Here is a 17369-nt window from a genome sequence, read left to right as displayed (position 1 = left end):
GTATTATAAGCGTCTTGACTTTCGGTGAGGGAGAGTTGATAAGGCGTGAAACAGGGTATTGTGATTAGCAGAAATATGATATATACTGCATTAGGAGTAAAATTCAATATATTCGGATTTTTCCCAGTGTCATGAATATATGTAACTCAACTGAGTTTGTTGGTAACAGATAGGTTGCGTAGAGAACTATAAAAGTAAATAAAATGCAAGCTGAAAGCCTCTATGAATTGACCCTAAAAGGTTAGACGAATATTTTAAGTAAAACAACTCAAGCAGCCGAAAGGGCTTGTTGTCTGTGTATTGCAGTCGGCAAGCCCTTGAGTTTTGCCTTGATCCTGCGGTTGTTGTAGTAATCCAGATATGCAACGAGTTCCTGCTTGAAGTGCTCCAGGGACTGAAATTCTTGCAAATACAGCAGTTCGCTCTTGAGCAGCCCAAAGAAATTTTCTATCACAGCATTGTCCAGACAATTCCCTTTTCGGCTCATGCTCTGCCGGATGCCTTTCTCCCGGAGCATCCGTTGATACTGCCTGTGCTGATACTGCCATCCCTGATCAGAATGGAGAATGAGGTTTGTTCCGTCCGGAATTTTTGCAAATGCCTCGTTCAGCATAGTTGTCACCATGCGCAGCACAGGACGATCCGATATGGTATAGCTGACAAGGTCACTGCTGTGCAAATCGAGAATTGGGGACAGATACAGTTTCTCACCAAACAGGCTGAACTCTGTCACATCCGTGACCCATTTCTGATTCGGTTTTTCGGCATGGAAGTTCCGATTTAACAGATTTGGTGCGATTTTGCCCACTTCTCCTTTATAAGAGCGATACTTCTTCATCCTGACACGACAAACCAAGCCCAACTTCTGCATAAGACGCTGAACAGTTTTATGATCTAAATAAATATTCCTATTTCGAAGTTCTGCAGTAATACGTCGATAACCGTATCTTCCTTTATTCTCATGGAAAATAGCAGTGATTTCTTCTTTCACAGAATGATATTTATCTGCTTTCTTCAGTTGTTTTAGGTGATAGTAAAAGGTTGCACGAGGCAGTTGAGCGACATCCAGCAGGATTGCCAGTGAAAATTCTTGCCTTAGTTTCTGAATCACCTGTGTTTTCTGTGATGCTGTCGCTCGTTTTCCAAAACCAAGGCTTGCAAGTTTTTTAGGTATGCGTTTTCTGCACGCAATCGTTGCACCTCTGCAATCAAATCCTCCTCTACCTCTTTTTGTAGTTTCATTGGCCGTCCGGTGCTTTTGCGTCCACGACGCTCGATAGCCAGCCCCTCTGAACCTTCTTCGAGATAAATTCGCTCCCAGCGTTGAATGATTCCGTAATCATTTATTTCAAATTGTCTTGCCGCTTCACTGTAGCTCAGTTTTTCCTCCAGCATTGTTTCTACCACCAGTTTCTTAAATTCTGGAGTATATCGTTTGTTTGGTACTCCTTTTGGCATAAAAATCACCCCACTTGCTAAATAGTATATCATACTGTCTAACAAATGGGGTGCAGTTCGCGCTTCGTGGGGAATACTCTATGCAGCTACAGTTTTGCAGCTATATCACTTGGATATTAAATCTTTTTAACGATTCACCTTTTATATTTATTGTTAAGAAGGCGGTTCGTTTTTCTAAAAATCTGAATTTTCAAAATCGGGATTAATTAGCTTTAGTCGGTTAATCAAGTGGTCTTTCATTAAATGCTGGGCAAGTTCAGCCTTATGCTCAATAATAGCGTTTACAATAGCTGTATGCGTAGAAATATTATCTACTCTGGTTTTTTCGGAAGAATATTTATTAAACTCAGAGTAGAGACTATTTTGCAATTGCTTTAAAAGAGAATGACAGAAGTTTTCGCAAAGCACATTACCGCTGTAATGAGCGATAGCTAGGTGCAAATCGAAATCATCTTGATAATCCGGAAAGGCTTCATATTTATCAAGCTGATTTTCGGAAAGCTTTTTTAGGGCAGCAATGCCGTCTTCTTGGATGCGTAAAGCAGCGAAATAAGCAGCATCCGGCTCAACCATAAGACGCATTTCAAGAATCATTTCTACAGAAGTATTATCTTTTAGACTATAAAAGAAGTTCATATTTTGAATGTTTTCTAGAGCATTAGGAGAAACAAAGGTACCAATGCCATTTTTAGCGTCTAGGATTCCGAAGTTTTCAAGAATTTTAATGGCTTCACGCATAATATTACGGCTGACTTCAAAAGAATTTGCCAGCTCTATTTCACCGGGTAATTTTTGTCCTAAAAGCCATGTTCCTTCTTGAATATAGTGGATGATTGCAGAGGTAAGCTGTTCGCATAGATTTTGCTTTTGTACTTTTATAGACATTTGTACACTCCTTTATTTAGATATAATGAATAAGAATTATAGGAAGAAAACAGAGATTTAACTAAATTATACACCAAAGATTCGGATATTTCTACAAATTATTGTGAAAAGATGAAAGTAATATTGACACTACAACACAGCTGTAGTACAGTTAGCTTGCAGGGATGATGAACAGTACTGTAGATTCTAAACCTAAATAATAATTAAAAGGAGGCGTAGAGAATGTATAAAACGTTATCAATTATTTTAGCGACAGCAGTGCTAATTTTGGCAACGCTAATACCAACATTTGTTTTGAACCGCAGAAAGCAAACGTCCGGAGAAGATTGGGCGATTGCAAACAGAGAACTTCCTCTTTTTGTTGTTGTTGGTACGCAGTTTGCCAGTGTATTTGGTGGCGGAATTATGGTAGGGCATCTTGGGAATACTTATCAGAATGGTATTAGTGTTATTTTTTATGGAATTTTCATGGTGTTGCCCTTCGTATTTTTAGCTTTAATTGCAAAATGGCTGCGAAAGAATGAATTTGCAACAATTCCGGATATTTTAAAAAAATATTCTAATCGAAATAAGACAATCACGGTATTATCATCTGCTATGACGATGTTGTTTCCTTTGGGATGGATTACTTCCCAGATTACAGCATTCGGTAGCATCTATTCTGCTTTGACAGGACTGGATTACACGGCATTGTGTATTATTTTCTCTTTGATTAGCTTGTTCTTTATTATGCCTGCCGGGTTGAAAACAGTGGCATGGACAGACTTCTTCTTTGCTTGTTTCATGGGAATTATCCTGATTATTTCCTTGGGATATGGAACAAACATGGCTGGCGGTGTGAATACTGTGAAAGCAACCGTGGATCCGGATATGCTTACAATCACCGGTTCGTTGAAAAAATTAGGATTGAGTACAGTCTTTCTTTGGTTCTTCTCTGTTTTGCCAGGGGGCATGACAAACCAGTTGTACTATCAGAGAATTTGTGCAATTAAAGAAGAAAAGAAAGTAACAAGAAGTTTAATCATTTCTGCAGTAGTATCTTTGCTTGGCTTCTGTTGGGCGATTTATATGGGGATTACACTCAATTCTATTAACCCTACTTTGGAAAAGGATTCGGTAACTGGCTGGTTTATGAATCAACTCCCGATTCCTCTGTTGGCTTGCTTCGCGGCGGTTTTATTTGCGGCAATGATGTCTACAGTAAGCTCTGCTGTACAGTCTATGGCAGTAAATGTTACATATGATATTATGCCCGTTTTGAAACCTAATATGTCTGATAAGCAATCTCTGAGATTTTCCAGAATAACATGCCTTGCAATCATGGTATTTTCCGTTGTTATGTGCTTGGTATTCACAGATACATTAGCATGGCTTGTAGCAATGAATGCTTTTTCTGCAGCGACACTGTTCTGTCCAATTTTTGTGGGGTATGCACTGTATAAGAAGAATAAGCTCACAAATAGCGGCATTATTGCAGCGATGCTGTGTGGTGCGGTTGGTACGGTTATTGGCATGGTGATGAACACTGCAATTAACTATGCAGCAGTTGGCATTCTGTTCTCCTTTGTGGGTATGATGATTGCTTGTGCAGTTACAACAAAGAAGAAGGATGTAATTTAAAAAAGGGAAAAAGAAAAGTTGGTTTAAATTTTTTGAAGTAAATGTAGTAAATATATAAATATAAATAAGGAGGCTTTTATCATGAAAAATCATATTGCAATCGTTGGTGCGGGAAATGGTGGACAAGCATTTGCAGGATACCTTTCTTTGATGGGAGAGAGAATCAAAATTTTTGATGTGATTCCTGCAACAGTAGAGAAACTGAATGAAGTTGGCGGTGTTTTGATGGAAGGCAACAGCAAACTGACTGGCTTTGGTAAAATTGAAAAAGCAACAACAAGTATGCAGGAAGTAATTGAAGGAGCAAAGTTAATTTTAATTGTATTGCCTTCTTTGTATCATGCAGATATGGCACGCCAGATGGCACCCTATCTGAAGGATGGTCAGGTGATTATCTTGAACCCTCATGCTTCGATGGGGCCCGTAGAATTCCGGAAAGTTTTGGATGATTGTAATGTAACAGCAGATGTTACAATCGGTTGTTCTTCTACATTGCTGTTTGCATGCCGTGCAGTAGAAATTGGTCATGTAGTAGTTGCAGGTCAGAAGAAGCACTTGATTATGTCTGCATACCCTTCTAGCAGAAACAATGTTTTGGAAGAAATGTTTAAAGATTTGATCCCTGAATTTGAAGTTGTAGATGATGTTATTCGTGCAAGTCTGGATAACATTAACGCTTTTGTGCATCCTGCACCTACAATTTTGAACACAGGTCGTATTGAATCTAAGACACCTTTTGAATATTATCTGGATATTACACCTGCTCAGGGCAGATATGTAGATGCGCTAGATAAAGAACGTATGGCTCTGGCAAAAGCGTATGGTCTGGATAAGATAAAGCCTCTGGTAGAAGAATACAAGGTTATGTATCGCACACATGGAAGCAATATGTATGAAATCCTTTCTCAGAACGAAGATTTGCGTGGTATCAAAGGGCAGACATCTCTGGAAACAAGATATTTGATGGAAGATGTTCCATGCTCTCTGGTTGCATTGCAATCCTTGGGGAAAATTGCAGGTGTTCCGACGCCTTGTATTGATGCGATGATTACGGTTGGCAGAACGCTTGTTCCACAGATGATTGAGGGGCGTACTGTTAAGAATCTTGGTCTGGAAGGCGTATCTAAGGAAGAATTTATTAAGATGTGCCGAGCATAAGATACATAAATTTATACTGTAATTAAGAAAACTCCTTCTGAATGGATTATGATTCGGAAGGAGTTTTTAAGTAAAAGCTAAAGATAAATCAAAATATATTGATAGATGATTAGGATATTAACCAATATCTAATAATCTATCAACAAATTCAGATAGATTTTAAATTTTATGCCATGAAAAAAATAGATTTATTTTTTTTCACGTGTTTTTCTAATTTTTTTAGATGTTGCAAGATCTTTGTTGTAGGAAAATTAATTGTATCCATTCTAACAGCTAAATGCTGAGACATCAACTCTTTTGCCAGAAGGGCATCCTTATGAAAGATTGCATTTGCAATTTCTTTGTGATTTTCATAGGAATTGGTAGAAGCCTCTAATTCAACGTGTTGGTTAAATTTTAAATAATCGCTTCCTTTTAATTGATCCAGCATGGAAAAAAGCAAATTTTCTAAAATTGTATTTTTGCTGCATTTTGCAAGGAAGAGATGAAAATTAAAATCATGACGCTCTTTGAAGAATTTTTCACGATTTCCGGAAGTATTTTCCATAAAAATATCTTTTAAGAAAGAAATGTCATCTTCTGTTGCACGCAATGTTGCATAGTATGCCAGTTCAGGCTCGATAATAATACGTGTTTCCATAATCATTTCTACAGTTGTATTATTTTTTAGTTCATCGAAAAAACGCATATTATGGATTGCACTCAGAGCTGTCTGAGAAATAAACGTGCCAATACCTGTTTTAGATTCTAAAATGCCAAATTTTCCAAAATTTTCATGGACTCTCTCATAACATTTCTGCTTACTTCAAAAGAGGCTGCTAATTCAACTTCATTGGGAAGTTATCCCCCAGTTTCCAACTACCATCTTCAATGAGAGTGGTCATGGTATCGACAAGTTGTGTGCTTAGGTTTACTTTTTTGATTTTTGGTATCATATTTTCGTCCTTTTCGTTCTAGTTTTTATGTCAAGTCTCTTTTATTATACAGGTTTGAGGGGGAAAGGCAAGCGAATGTGAAAAGATTGACAGAAAAATAAGTTGATTAAAAATGTTCTTGACTTATTACCGTACATATATATAATATAAATAAGTTTAATTGTAGTACAAATAGACAATCACAACTGAGCTTGAAATGAAGAATACAGAAAGGTTCTGATTTTTATGAAAAAAATTACAATTATCGGTGCTGGTAACGGTGGACAAGCTTTTGCGGCATATTTATCCTTAAAAGGGCACACAGTAAAAATTTTGATGTGGCAGAAGATACCGTAAATAAGCTAAATATTTGGGTGGTATTATATTGGAAGGTCATTCTGATGTAACTGGCTTTGGCAAAATTGCTTTGGCAACAACAGATATGAAGGTTGCATTGCAGGATGCAGAAATTGTTTTGGTAACATTGCCTTCTATTTATCACAAGAGTACAGCAGAAAAAATAGCACCTCATTTGCAGGATGGTCAGTATGTTGTACTGAACCCGGCAGCTGGTTTGGGCATTTTGGAAACAAAGAAGGCATTTGATGAAACGGTTGTAAAGCAAATGTAAAGCTGGCCTGCACTTCAACATTGTTGTTTGCTGCAGAATGGTTGAGGTGGGCAAAGTGAAGGTTTCCGGACAGAAGACAAAATTTCTCTGCAGCAGCATTGCCTGCCAGTGCTAATAAAGAGTTTGCAGAGCTGTTTGCGGATATTATACCAGAGATTGACTTCTCCTTGATGTTATTCGTGTTACATTGGATAACTTAAATGCGATTGCACATCCGCTGGCCCTACACTGCTTTATACAAATGTAATTGAAAGAGGGCTTGATTTCAGATACTATCTTGATTTGACACCTACACAGGGCAGATTGATGGATAAAATGGATGAGGAAAGAGTTGCGATTGCCAATGCGTTTGGTATCGAAGTTAGAAGCTTCGTAGATGAATTCAAAGGAATGTATCCAACAGAAGGCAAGACAGCTTATGAGGTTATTACAAACTGCGATGCTTATGGAGATATTGGAGGACAAAAGTCTATGAATACAAGATATTTTCAGGAGGATATTCCGTACGCATTGGAAGCATTCCGTGCAATGGCACAGGTGGCAGGTATAAAGACACCTATTATTGATTCCGTTGTATGCCTTGCAAGAGCAGTTGTGGATGATATTGCAGAAGGCAGAAATGCAAAAAATCTTGGAATTGCCGGTATGAGCAAACAGGAATTCTTAAAGCTCTGCTTGGGTTAAGAAATACAGAAAGGAGCCAATACATCCCCCTCCCCACGAACTGTATTTGGTAATCCTATATCTTGATAATACAAAAAAATCTCCTTTTATAGGAGATTTTTTTGTTATCAAGATTGTGCTGTTCTTTTGAGGTTATAAAAATAAACGAATATAGAAGTACCTAAGATGAGAGTGCCGCCTGCAATAGCGCGTATAGAAGGGATTTGATTCAGGAAGAAATACCCTAATATAATGGAAGCTACAATAGAAAATTGCTCATAAAGAGAAATTTCGGAGGCGGGGCATAGACGGTAGGCGTAGGTCAAAAAGATTTGACCAAGTGCGCCGGTCAGTGCAATCAATGCCAGGTAGACAATATCCATGCCATGCGGGATAGAAAAATTTCTAGCAAGGAAGGGGATGCACGCAACAACACAAAAAGTGGAGAAATGCATAATTACTGTCATGGCGTGTTCTCGTTCCCTGGAATACCGCAGGAGGGGATAGCAAATACCATTGGAAATCGCAGCGAGGAAAGCTATGCCCAAGGGAATAAGGGATGAATCAAACCGTGGATTTGTTACTAAACATCCACCAAGGAAGATAATCAATAATGCCGGGATTTGGACGGGAGACAGCTTTTCATGCAGAAATAAGACAGCCACCAAGGTTGTGAAAAAAGGGGCTGTATGGGTTATGATTGTTACATCCGCAAGAGAAGCATGGCGTGTAGCGTAGAACAAGCAAAGCAATCCCAGAAACCCAAAAAAGGAACGCCCAAGAAGATAAGGTTGCGATTTCAAATCACCGAAATAGGGTAAATGGTCTCTTCGAATAAAATAAGCGCATAAAATCATTCCAAGCAGGTTTCTGAAGAAAATTTGAGAAAATACACTGGATGCAGGGCTGGTCATGCTGATGAAAAGCTGCATAAATGCAAATAGCAGCACAGAAGCAATGATACAGAGAACCCCCTTTTTTTTATCCATAAAAATAACCTCCTTTGTCAGGTTTTGTTTATAAGTATTTCTCTTATAAAGCATATTTTTAAATATGAAATCCAGCAGCACTACAATCATACAATAAAAGTTATAGAAATGCAATGAAAAAAGGGTAATGCCTTTCTTTATTTTTTGATGAATTTTTCATAAATCTAAGGACAAAAAACGAGGTTTTTCAAAAAAGTTTTTGTAGTAATTCCATGAAAATCTGGATTTTATAGGAATATTGCAAAAATGGAGTTGCATTTTAGAAACTACTCAAGTATAATCTAATTGTCCAGTAGTACTACAATTAAACAAGTTTTATAAAAGTTCTAATTAAGAGAAGGGGGAAATAGAGACCAAAGTTTTTATTTCATTTCAGAAAAAGACAATTTATAATTAAGAGCATATGAAAAAAGTTGTTTATCTTTTAATATAAGTTGTCTGCAAAGCAATTATCATTAAGAAAGCAATTATCATTAAGGAGGAGAAGGATATGACTCAAACAATGGCAATTTTTTTCGCAACGACATTAGTTGTCTTAGCAACGCTTATTCCAACCTATATTATCAGCAAACGCTCTGCGGTATCCGAGGATGACTGGGCAGTAGCGGATAGAAGCCTTCCCATTTATGTTGTTATTGGTACACAGTTTGCCAGTGCTATGGGCGGCGGTATTTTGGTAGGTCATCTGGGGAATGCTTATTTGAATGGTGTGGCAATCTTAATTTATGGTTTCTTGACGGCATTACCGTTTTTCTTTGTTATGATTCCGGCAAAATGGTTGCGTCAGAATAATTTTACAACAGTACCCGAAATTTTAAGACATTTTTCCAATAATAGTAAATTTGTAGGTATTCTGGCTGCAATTATGACAATTTTCGTACCCTTTGGTTGGATTACTTCTCAGATTACAGCATTCGGGAGCATTTATTCCACAATTACCGGTGTCAATTACAATCTGCTTTGCATCGTGTTTACATTTGTAAGCTTGCTGTTTGTAATGCCTGCCGGTCTGAAAACAGTAGCATGGACAGACTTTATTTTCGCTTGCTTCATGATTCTGATGTGCATTGTTTCTGTTATTTATGTAACAAATATGGGTGGCGGCCTGCAGAATATTCTGAATAATATTGATCCTGATATGATTTCTATGAGCGGCTCCATCAAGAAATTAGGTGCAGGCACAGTGCTGCTCTGGGTATTCTCCGTAATGCCCGGCGGCGTAACAAACCAGCTGTATTTCCAGCGTGTTTGTGCGATTAAAGAAGAAAAAGAAATTCCTGCTTCTTTGGCGATTTCCGCATTTTTGGCATTCCTGAGCTTTGTATGGGCAGTATATATGGGCATGAGCATCAGTACAATGAATACAGAACTGGCGCAGAATACAGCAACAGGTTGGTTCATGTCTCAGTTGCCTCTGCCTTTGCTGGCAGCTTTTGCAGCATTGGTTTTTGCAGTTATGATGTCTACAGTTTCCAGTGGTGCGCAGTCTGTAGTAGTAAATATCACAAGAGATATTCTGGCTGTTATTAAGCCTGATATTTCTTCTGATAAAATGCTGAAGCTTTCCAGAACGCTCTCTCTGGTAACTATGGTTGTTGCAGTTCTGATGTGCTTGGTATTCACAGATACACTGACATGGTTGGTTGCAACTTATGCGTTCTCTGCAGCAACACTTCTTTGCCCGATTTATGTGGGATATATTTATAGAAATAAAAAGTTTATCACTACACAGGGTCTTATTGCAAGTATGATTGCAGGTTGCGTTGGTTGTGCAGTAGCAATGGTTCTGAAAACAACAATTAACTATGCAGTTATGGGTATTGCAGCATCTTTCGTTGCATTGATGGTAGTGAGTGCGCTGACAAAAGGGAAAGCGACAAAAAATGAAGAATAATTGGTAGAAGAGATTTTATATAAAATGAATACTTTTGTGACGTACCATAATTTGTGCCTCATTTTCTAACATTAAAAAGTGTGCGAGCCCTGAATTTTTTCAGGGCTTGTACACTTTTTAATGTTTGTGAAGTACATGGATATAGGAGGAAGCTGTGGGGTAATGAGGGGGATATATAATAATCTAAGAGAAATCATGATATGAATGGGCTTTGAAAAATTTGAGGAGCTTTGACGGAAAGGGCAGATAAAAGACAGGAGAAGAATTTGGTTGTTTTTCATAAATTTGAGTATGAAAAATAAACGAATTGAATAAAAGGAATAAAAAACAAAAAAACCTATTGCAATACCTGTTTAGTTGTAGTACAATTAAACCATCAAGTGACGTCATTGAAAATTACAACTTAAAAAATAAAATGGTACACAATGGAAAGGAGTATCATCATGGGAAAACCGATGGCAATTATTGGTGCCGGTAATGGCGGACAGGCCTTTGCTGGGTATCTTTCTCTGCATGGCAGAACAGTAAAAATCTTTGATGTAGTTCAGAATACAGTAGATAAATTAACAAAGCTGGGTGGTGTTGTATTGGAAGGTCATTCTGATGTAACAGGCTTTGGTAAAATTGAATTAGCAAGTACAGATATTGGAAAGGTTATGGAGGGGTGCGAAATTATTCTGGTTGTACTGCCCTCTATCTACCATAAAGATATGGCAAAGAAAATGGCACCTCATCTGAAGGATGGTCAGATTGTTGTACTGAACCCTAATGCTTCTTTGGGTCCTGTTGAATTTAAGAATACACTGAAAGAATGTGGTTGCACAGCAGATATTATCATTGCTGGCACATCCACACTGCTGTTCGCTTGCCGTGCAATAGAAGTAGGTAGAGTTGAGGTTTCCGGTCAGAAGGCAAGCCTTTCTGCAGCAGCATACCCTTCCAAATATAACGATCTGGTAGCTGAAAAATTTGCGGATATTCTGCCTCAGTTTAACTTCAGAGATGATATTCTGCGTGTTAGCCTAGATAACCTGAATGCAATGATGCATCCCGCACCTACACTGCTGTACACAGCAAAAATTGAGCATGAAGAAGATTTTCAGTATTATCTGGACTTTACACCTAGCCAGGGTGCATTGGTTGAAGCACTGGATGCAGAAAGAATGGCTTTGGGCAAAGCGTATGGTTTGGAACTGAGAACACTGGTAGATGAGTATAAAAATACATATGAAACCTCTGGTAACAATATGTATGAAGTTATCACAAATGCAATTTCTGCTTATACAGGTATCAAAGGTCAGAAAACAATGCGTACACGTTATCTAATGGAAGATATTCCCTATTCTCTAGTTGCACTGCAGACAATGGGTCAGGTAGCAGGTGTACCTACTCCTTGCATCAGCGCTGTGATCACAGTTGCTCGTGCAATTATTCCTGAAATGGATGAAGGCAGAACAAGAAAGAACCTTGGCTTGGAAGGTGTTGACAAAGAAGCATTTGAAGCAATGTGCAGAGAAGGCTAAGGATAAAACAAAGAGAATATAAACGAGGACCCATAAAAGCGAAAATACTCAAAATAAACCGATATAAAATAATCACTCAGAAACTCTTATTGAATCGCAAATCCTATGGAATTGTGTATTTCCCTAAAATAATGCATAAGTGCAGTGAGAAACTGCTCTGAAAAAACTCTCAGGCTTTGTACCGACCCCCAAAAGATAGACCTAAAAGTCTAATGATTGGGGGTTGGTATTTTTATGGCTAAATATAGGTACTTTCTCCTCACGAACAAGTGGATGTGTAATAAAAAGAGGAAAATTAGATTGACTTTAGTATGAAATTAAGTAAAACACCTGCAGAAATCAGAAAAGGGGCACCATTGTTAGGGTAGGATACAACAAGAATTTGGATTGACCTTAAGGGAATAAATGAATGAAAATCAGGGGGGCTAATATGGATCTTGCTTTTACATCGTGTAAAATCAAATTTTTATACTGTAAAAATCGTTTTATGAGAAGTGCAACATGGGAAGCAAAGGCGACTGAAGATGGAAATATGACTTCCGCTTTATATGAAGTCTATGAAAATTTGGCAAAAAATGAGGTTAGATTCATTTGTACGGGAATGACCAGAACTACAGAGGAAGAATGTGCAAATGAAAAAATGCTGGGAATCTATGCTGATAGTTTTATAGAAGAGTACAAGCATTTGACACAGATGGTGCATGGCTATGGCGCAAAATCATGATGCAGATTGCATATGGTGGTACAAAAAACAACTTATAAAACAGAAAATTGAAGAATATTTGCTCCTTCTGATATTCCAGGAAAAACTACTGGTACACAAGGTATATCTATGACACAGGAGGATATTTATTCTGTGGTGAAAGCTCATGGACAGGCGGCTAAACGTGTTAAGGAATCTGGTTTTGATGCAATAGAATTACATGCAGCACATTTTTACTTATTGAACCAGTTTTTGTCTCCTTATTATAATCATAGGACAGACGAATATGGTGGGAGATTGGAGAATCACATCAGATTTTTAAAAGAATGTTATTTTGACCTTTTGGAAGAGCTTGTCGGAAATCTCAATGATGTTGAATCAACATCGCTTGAGGGAGAGACAATAGAAGCGACCATGACGGCAAGTGGGAGATCAAAGGCAATTTGCGATTAAGTGACATTGAGGATGCGACCGGAGTGGCGATAACCGCAGAGGATTGCGAAACATTTATCGGTTTTGTATTTCAAAAATTGGGCATAGTGCCAAAGGATGGGGATGTGAATATAGAGCTGGAAGTAGATAACCTTCGTACAACCATCGACAAAATAAAAGAACATAGAGTGGAGCATGCTGTGTTGGAGATTCTAAAATAAAGCATTGCGTGTCAAAAAAATTCCGGTGTTATTGAGAAATGGTATCGGGATTTTTTTATTTCCGGATATTTCCGAAAAGATTTTTCAGTGTTCGCCTTGTCAATAGCAGCATGATGTGCTATAACAAAAAAAGAGAACAAATATTCGTTATTGTAAAGAATATATGTTTGCTCTTGGAGGTGGGTGTATGGAAAGAACGTATTTATGCTGTGATTTAAAAAGCTACTATGCTTCTGTCGAGTGCATTGACCGGGGGTTTGATCCGATGGCAATCAATCTTGTGGTGGCTGATGCGGCACGCACGGATAAAACGATTTGCCTTGCGGTATCGCCTGCCTTAAAGTCCTTTGGCATATCCGGCAGACCGAGGCTGTTTAAGGTCAAGCAGAGAGTGCGTGACATTAACTACGAAAGGCGGATGAGGCTTCCGTCAAAGGCGTTTTGGGATAAGTCCTGTGATTTGCGGGAGCTGCAGAACGATCCAACCTTGGAGCTGGATTATATCATTGCTCCGCCCAGAATGAGACGGTACATGGAAGTGAGTGCGAAGATACACGGTATTTTTCTAAAGTATTTTTCGGCAGAGGATATTCATGTTTATAGCATTGATGAGGTCTTTGTCGATTTAACGGCATATCTTCCGTTTTATCGGCTTTCGGCGCACGCACTGGCGGAAAGGGTGGTAAATGCGGTGTTTCAAACAACGGGAATCACAGCCACAGTCGGCATTGGCACAAATCTGTATCTGGCGAAGATTGCTATGGATATTTTGGCAAAAAAAATGCCCGCAGATGAGAAGGGGATGCGGATTGCGGAGCTGGATGAAATGTCATACCGCTATGAAATGTGGGCGCATGAGCCGATTCAGGACTTTTGGCGTGTGGGCAGAGGCTACACGAAAAAGCTTCATGCCGCAGGCTTATACACCATGGGGGATATCGCAAGATATTCCCTCAGCAAAAGAGGAGAGGATAAGCTATATCAGCTTTTTGGCATCAATGCAGAGCTGTTGATTGATCATGCGTGGGGCTGGGAGCCGTGTGCGATCGCGGATGTAAAGTCCTATCAGCCGATGAGCAACAGCATAAGCTCCGGACAAGTGCTGCAATCTCCCTATACGGCAGAAAAAGCGAAAATCATTGTGAGGGAAATGGTGGATCGGCTTGTGCTTGATTTGGTAAATAAGGGGGTTGTCACAAATCAGCTTGTGCTGACGATTGGATATGATAAGGAAAGTCTGGAGAACCCGGAGATAAGATATACGGGAGAGGTGGTGCGGGATGCTTACGGCAGGGAAATACCGAAGCACGCACATGGCACAGCGAATCTGGAGGGACATAGCAGTTCTTCCGAGGAAATAGCAGAGGCGGTGCTGCAGCTGTATGACTGCATTGTGAATCAAGAGCTTCTTGTGCGAAGGGTAACGATTGCGGCGTGTCATGTGATTTCTCAGGAGGCAGTGAAGAAGGAGCCGAAGCAGTTGGATTTATTTGCGGATACCGAAGAATCGGAAAAGCAGAGAAAAAAGGAAGATGCACGCCAAAAAGAAAAGCAGCTGCAAAAAGCCATTTTGCAGATTCAAAAGAAATACGGAAAAAACGCAGTATTAAAAGGAACAAATTTCTTGGAAGGTGCAACCATGAAGGAACGGAATAACCAAGTGGGCGGCCATCGAGCATAATGGGAGGGGGAAAACAATGAATGACAATAGGTATGAGGATATTATCCATCTGCCGCATCATCAATCGGAGTGCAGGCCGAAAATGTCAGTGCGAGATAGAGCGGCGCAGTTTGCACCCTTTGCGGCATTGGTCGGCTATGAGCAGATGGTGCAGGAAACAGAGGGTGTTCTCTTGGCGGATAGACGGAGAATGCTGTCGGAGGATGAGAAGAGAGGTTTAGACCGAAAAATGCAGATACTGCAGAAACAGATGAGTGTTCATCCGGAAATAGAAGTAACCTATTTCACTGAAAATGAAAAGGGCGGTGCTTATGCGATCTATGCCGGTAGGGTAAGGAGGATTGAGGATGTTCCCGCAGCCATTGTATTCATGGACGGCAAGAGGATATGGGTAGGGGATATTGCTTGTATGGAGAGTGAGATTTTTGAGCGATATGAGCTTTGACTGGGATACGCAGTGTTTTATGATGTGTAGAGATATCAAATAGGGTGTCATTTATAATGGATTGGGTAAGAATGAATAAGCGTTGACATAGTAAATTTCCTGTGATACTCTAAAGGAGAAAGATGATTAGGTATCAAGGCGTTTGACCGAGATAAATGGTTTAAGGATAGGAAAGCGTTATTATTTTTGTGTCTAAAAGGCATAAATGTAATAGCGCTTTTTTTATTGTATTTTTTAATAGCAGGATGGACTTCAGATATTTCAAGAGCTGTGTCTTCCTGCTTTTTTTATTTTTGGTCAAAGGGCGGGATAACCTTTGATATAAAAAATAGTAGAATTTTTCTCTCTCGCACAAGATGAATAGAAGCCCGTTAAGGGATAGGAAAACGCCGAAAACCCGCATGAACACTACGTTTTTGTGAGTTGTCGGCGTTTCTTTTACCCTCTGTTTTCATGGTGCTTTTTCCGTAAATGGTGCCCAAATGGTGCCCAAATTCCACGCGGGCATATAAAAGGTTGTAAAGAGCAGTAAAGAGATACAGCGGTTAAAGGTCTATTTCGCTGTGTTTTTTCTTTGCTGCCCGTTTTCCTTTTTTCGGCTCGGCTTCCTTTGGTTTCTCCGGGGCTGCTTTTTCCACCGCGCTATGGTAAGCGTCCAAAACTTCTTTTTTTCGTTCAAGCCGCACGTCCACATAACGGGCGGTAACAGCTTCAAAGTTCATGGAAAGCCCAAGCGACGCGCCGATACCCGCAAGCGTATGTCCCAAGACTTCGCCAACCGTATAGAAGTCGCCTGTCAGTTGGTGCATATTGGTCGCTGCCGTATGTCGTAAATCGTGAAAACGAATGTGCGGCATATCCAAATCTTCAAGCAGCTTTCCAAATTGAGAGGACACCCACGACGCGGCGATAGGTGCGCCGTCCGGCTTTGCTACAACAAGGTCATTGTCATAGTAAGGCTTTCCGTCTTTTGCTGCCTGTTCTTTCTGTACTTCCTGCATGGCAAGCTGTTTGAGGAAGAACGGGCGGGCAAGCTCCGTAATGGGTAGCTTTCTGCCGTTGGATTTCGGCGGTGCCATTTCTTCAATGACTTTTGTTTTTGGCGGTACCTTGAAAGGTAGCTGCTCGGTAACATCAAAGGTGTTGTTCTCCAAATCCACATTGCGCCAACGCAAGCCTAAGATTTCAGAACGGCGCATACCGTAAAGCCCGCCCAAGATAACAGGCATTTCCCAAACAGTACCCTCGACGCGCTGCATTAAGGCTTTCACCTGTTCCGGCGTGTAAGGGTCAGGGGTCTTGTCGCCTTTCCCAAACTTCGTAAGGGTATCTTTTGCCGCGTTGGTTTCGATATAGCGGTATTTGCGGGCATGGCTCAACGCCACACTCAAAACACGTTTTGCCCCGGCTGCGGTGGACGGCTTCAAGCCTTTGTCTATAATCTGCTGAAACATCTTGTCTACCATAGCAGGGGTAAGCTGATTGAGGGTAACGCCGCCGATATACGGATTGATATAGTTTGCAATCGTCTTTTTATACCCGTCATAAGTAGAGGGGCGCAAGTTCACTCTTGCATAGCTTTCCACCCAGTCATTGAGATAGGCAGCGACAGTCTGTTTCCTCTGTGAAGTAATAGAAGCAACTTGCCCCGGATTTTGGAGCTTCGTTTTCATTTCCGCTTCATGCTGTGCTGCTTCCTTTTTGGTGGCAAAGCCCTTTTTTGCATACGACTTCTTTTTTCCGTCCGGGGCGGTGTACTTTATGTTTACGTCGTAGACTGTGCCTGGTCGTCCGGTCAGTACGCCGTTGCTGTCGCGTTTGTTTTTTACCTGTCTTGTTGAGATTGCCATAACTTAACCCCCTTGCTCTGCCGGGGGCTTTACGGCGGTTTTCGCTCGCTCGTACCAATCCCATATAGCGGTATCGGCAATCAAGCGGCGGTTTCCGTTTTGAACGTATTCCAGTTCGCCGTTATCCATAAGCTCGCGTAATTTATTTTCTCCAATACCGCTAACCTTGCTCATTTGCTCTACTGTTTTCAGCATAGGCAAAACAGGGGCGGCATGGTTTGTAGTTTCCTTTTTAGCCATAGGAATACCCCCTTTCAAAATGGCTCAAAGGTATGTTTTTGAATAAAAGGGGCTTTAATCGA

At 40.0% G+C, this 17369-nt stretch carries 16 protein-coding genes and 1 pseudogene; 10 read left to right on the top strand and 7 right to left on the bottom strand.

The genetic code is table 11. The features are described 5' to 3' along the window. Positions 1-268: 268 nt before the first annotated feature. The 3 genes from EJE48_RS00825 to EJE48_RS00820 form a co-directional block, all read right to left on the bottom strand. Entirely contained in the window at positions 269-1174 is a 906-nt protein-coding gene (locus tag EJE48_RS00825) for an IS3 family transposase (RefSeq protein ID WP_408608178.1), read from the bottom strand. Next, positions 1108-1458, bottom strand: coding sequence for a transposase (locus EJE48_RS12905; RefSeq protein WP_170158611.1), 351 nt, complete (start codon positions 1456-1458; stop codon positions 1108-1110). Before EJE48_RS12905 ends, EJE48_RS00825 begins: the two co-directional genes overlap by 67 nt. A 174-nt stretch (positions 1459-1632) precedes the next feature. Next, the gene (locus EJE48_RS00820; protein ID WP_118582050.1) at positions 1633-2343 is read right to left on the bottom strand and encodes a FadR/GntR family transcriptional regulator; all 711 of its coding nucleotides are present in this window, start codon (positions 2341-2343) and stop codon (positions 1633-1635) included. Positions 2344-2565: 222 nt separating this feature from the next. On the opposite strand from EJE48_RS00820, the gene EJE48_RS00815 reads away from it, so the two are divergent. Then, positions 2566-3963, top strand: coding sequence for a sodium:solute symporter family protein (locus tag EJE48_RS00815; RefSeq protein WP_118582047.1), 1398 nt, complete (start codon positions 2566-2568; stop codon positions 3961-3963). Positions 3964-4044: 81 nt separating this feature from the next. Then, positions 4045-5121, top strand: coding sequence for an NAD/NADP-dependent octopine/nopaline dehydrogenase family protein (locus tag EJE48_RS00810; RefSeq protein WP_118582044.1), 1077 nt, complete (start codon positions 4045-4047; stop codon positions 5119-5121). A 166-nt stretch (positions 5122-5287) separates the two neighbouring features. Here EJE48_RS00810 and EJE48_RS00805 read toward each other — a convergent pair whose 3' ends face one another. Then, positions 5288-5761 (bottom strand): FadR/GntR family transcriptional regulator, encoded by a 474-nt coding sequence (locus EJE48_RS00805; RefSeq protein WP_160117286.1) that lies wholly within the window; start codon positions 5759-5761, stop codon positions 5288-5290. A 659-nt stretch (positions 5762-6420) separates the two neighbouring features. Here EJE48_RS00805 and EJE48_RS00795 point away from each other — a divergent pair. Together EJE48_RS00795 and EJE48_RS00790 are read left to right on the top strand one after the other, a co-directional pair. Further along, on the top strand, positions 6421-6666 hold the full coding sequence (locus tag EJE48_RS00795; RefSeq protein ID WP_124984208.1) for a hypothetical protein: 246 nt from the start codon (positions 6421-6423) through the stop codon (positions 6664-6666). A gap of 228 nt (positions 6667-6894) precedes the next feature. Continuing rightward, positions 6895-7350, top strand: coding sequence for an NAD/NADP octopine/nopaline dehydrogenase family protein (locus tag EJE48_RS00790; protein WP_124984207.1), 456 nt, complete (start codon positions 6895-6897; stop codon positions 7348-7350). Positions 7351-7457: 107 nt separating this feature from the next. Here EJE48_RS00790 and EJE48_RS00785 read toward each other — a convergent pair whose 3' ends face one another. After that, entirely contained in the window at positions 7458-8318 is an 861-nt protein-coding gene (locus EJE48_RS00785) for a DMT family transporter (protein ID WP_160117285.1), read from the bottom strand. Between the two features lie 490 nt (positions 8319-8808). Between EJE48_RS00785 and EJE48_RS00780 the strand changes: the two genes are divergently transcribed. From EJE48_RS00780 to EJE48_RS00750, 6 genes and pseudogenes are all read left to right on the top strand, one after another. Further along, on the top strand, positions 8809-10212 hold the full coding sequence (locus EJE48_RS00780; protein ID WP_118582032.1) for a sodium:solute symporter family protein: 1404 nt from the start codon (positions 8809-8811) through the stop codon (positions 10210-10212). 443 nt (positions 10213-10655) lie between these two features. Then, entirely contained in the window at positions 10656-11735 is a 1080-nt protein-coding gene (locus tag EJE48_RS00775) for an NAD/NADP-dependent octopine/nopaline dehydrogenase family protein (RefSeq protein WP_160117284.1), read from the top strand. Between the two features lie 409 nt (positions 11736-12144). Further along, positions 12145-12891, top strand: a pseudogene (locus EJE48_RS12470) (oxidoreductase). Continuing rightward, positions 12882-13091: a transporter associated domain-containing protein gene (locus EJE48_RS00760; RefSeq protein WP_160117282.1), complete on the top strand. Its 210-nt coding sequence runs from the start codon at positions 12882-12884 to the stop codon at positions 13089-13091. The pseudogene EJE48_RS12470 and the gene EJE48_RS00760 overlap by 10 nt, the downstream one beginning before the upstream one ends. A 187-nt stretch (positions 13092-13278) precedes the next feature. Further along, positions 13279-14772: a Y-family DNA polymerase gene (locus EJE48_RS00755; RefSeq protein ID WP_124984205.1), complete on the top strand. Its 1494-nt coding sequence runs from the start codon at positions 13279-13281 to the stop codon at positions 14770-14772. 16 nt (positions 14773-14788) lie between these two features. After that, complete coding sequence (locus tag EJE48_RS00750; protein ID WP_124984204.1) at positions 14789-15217, top strand: hypothetical protein; 429 nt, start codon at positions 14789-14791, stop codon at positions 15215-15217. 545 nt (positions 15218-15762) lie between these two features. On the opposite strand, the gene EJE48_RS00745 is transcribed toward EJE48_RS00750, so the two are convergent. Both EJE48_RS00745 and EJE48_RS00740 read right to left on the bottom strand, forming a co-directional pair. After that, positions 15763-17067, bottom strand: a complete 1305-nt coding sequence (locus EJE48_RS00745) for a tyrosine-type recombinase/integrase (RefSeq protein WP_117613365.1) — start codon at positions 17065-17067, stop codon at positions 15763-15765. Between the two features lie 3 nt (positions 17068-17070). Beyond that, a complete protein-coding gene (locus tag EJE48_RS00740; RefSeq protein ID WP_065532041.1) occupies positions 17071-17307 on the bottom strand; it encodes a MerR family transcriptional regulator in 237 nt (78 codons plus the stop codon). Between the last annotated feature and the right edge of the window lie 62 nt (positions 17308-17369).

The sequence above is a fragment of the Anaerotignum faecicola genome, from assembly GCF_003865035.1.
GTDB classification, from domain to species: Bacteria; Bacillota; Clostridia; order Lachnospirales; family Anaerotignaceae; genus Anaerotignum_A; species Anaerotignum_A faecicola.
The sequence above is the reverse complement of the archived record's forward strand: the minus strand, read 5'-3'. Positions and strand labels throughout refer to the sequence as shown.

Coding starts and splice junctions, on each gene's coding strand:
- EJE48_RS12905 (WP_170158611.1), bottom strand. CDS start 1,458: ATGCCAAAAGGAGTACCAAACAAACGATATACTCCAGAATTTAAGAAA.
- EJE48_RS00820 (WP_118582050.1), bottom strand. CDS start 2,343: ATGTCTATAAAAGTACAAAAGCAAAATCTATGCGAACAGCTTACCTCT.
- EJE48_RS00815 (WP_118582047.1), top strand. CDS start 2,566: ATGTATAAAACGTTATCAATTATTTTAGCGACAGCAGTGCTAATTTTG.
- EJE48_RS00810 (WP_118582044.1), top strand. CDS start 4,045: ATGAAAAATCATATTGCAATCGTTGGTGCGGGAAATGGTGGACAAGCA.
- EJE48_RS00805 (WP_160117286.1), bottom strand. CDS start 5,761: ATGGAAACACGTATTATTATCGAGCCTGAACTGGCATACTATGCAACA.
- EJE48_RS00785 (WP_160117285.1), bottom strand. CDS start 8,318: ATGGATAAAAAAAAGGGGGTTCTCTGTATCATTGCTTCTGTGCTGCTA.
- EJE48_RS00780 (WP_118582032.1), top strand. CDS start 8,809: ATGACTCAAACAATGGCAATTTTTTTCGCAACGACATTAGTTGTCTTA.
- EJE48_RS00775 (WP_160117284.1), top strand. CDS start 10,656: ATGGGAAAACCGATGGCAATTATTGGTGCCGGTAATGGCGGACAGGCC.
- EJE48_RS00755 (WP_124984205.1), top strand. CDS start 13,279: ATGGAAAGAACGTATTTATGCTGTGATTTAAAAAGCTACTATGCTTCT.
- EJE48_RS00750 (WP_124984204.1), top strand. CDS start 14,789: ATGAATGACAATAGGTATGAGGATATTATCCATCTGCCGCATCATCAA.
- EJE48_RS00745 (WP_117613365.1), bottom strand. CDS start 17,067: ATGGCAATCTCAACAAGACAGGTAAAAAACAAACGCGACAGCAACGGC.
- EJE48_RS00740 (WP_065532041.1), bottom strand. CDS start 17,307: ATGGCTAAAAAGGAAACTACAAACCATGCCGCCCCTGTTTTGCCTATG.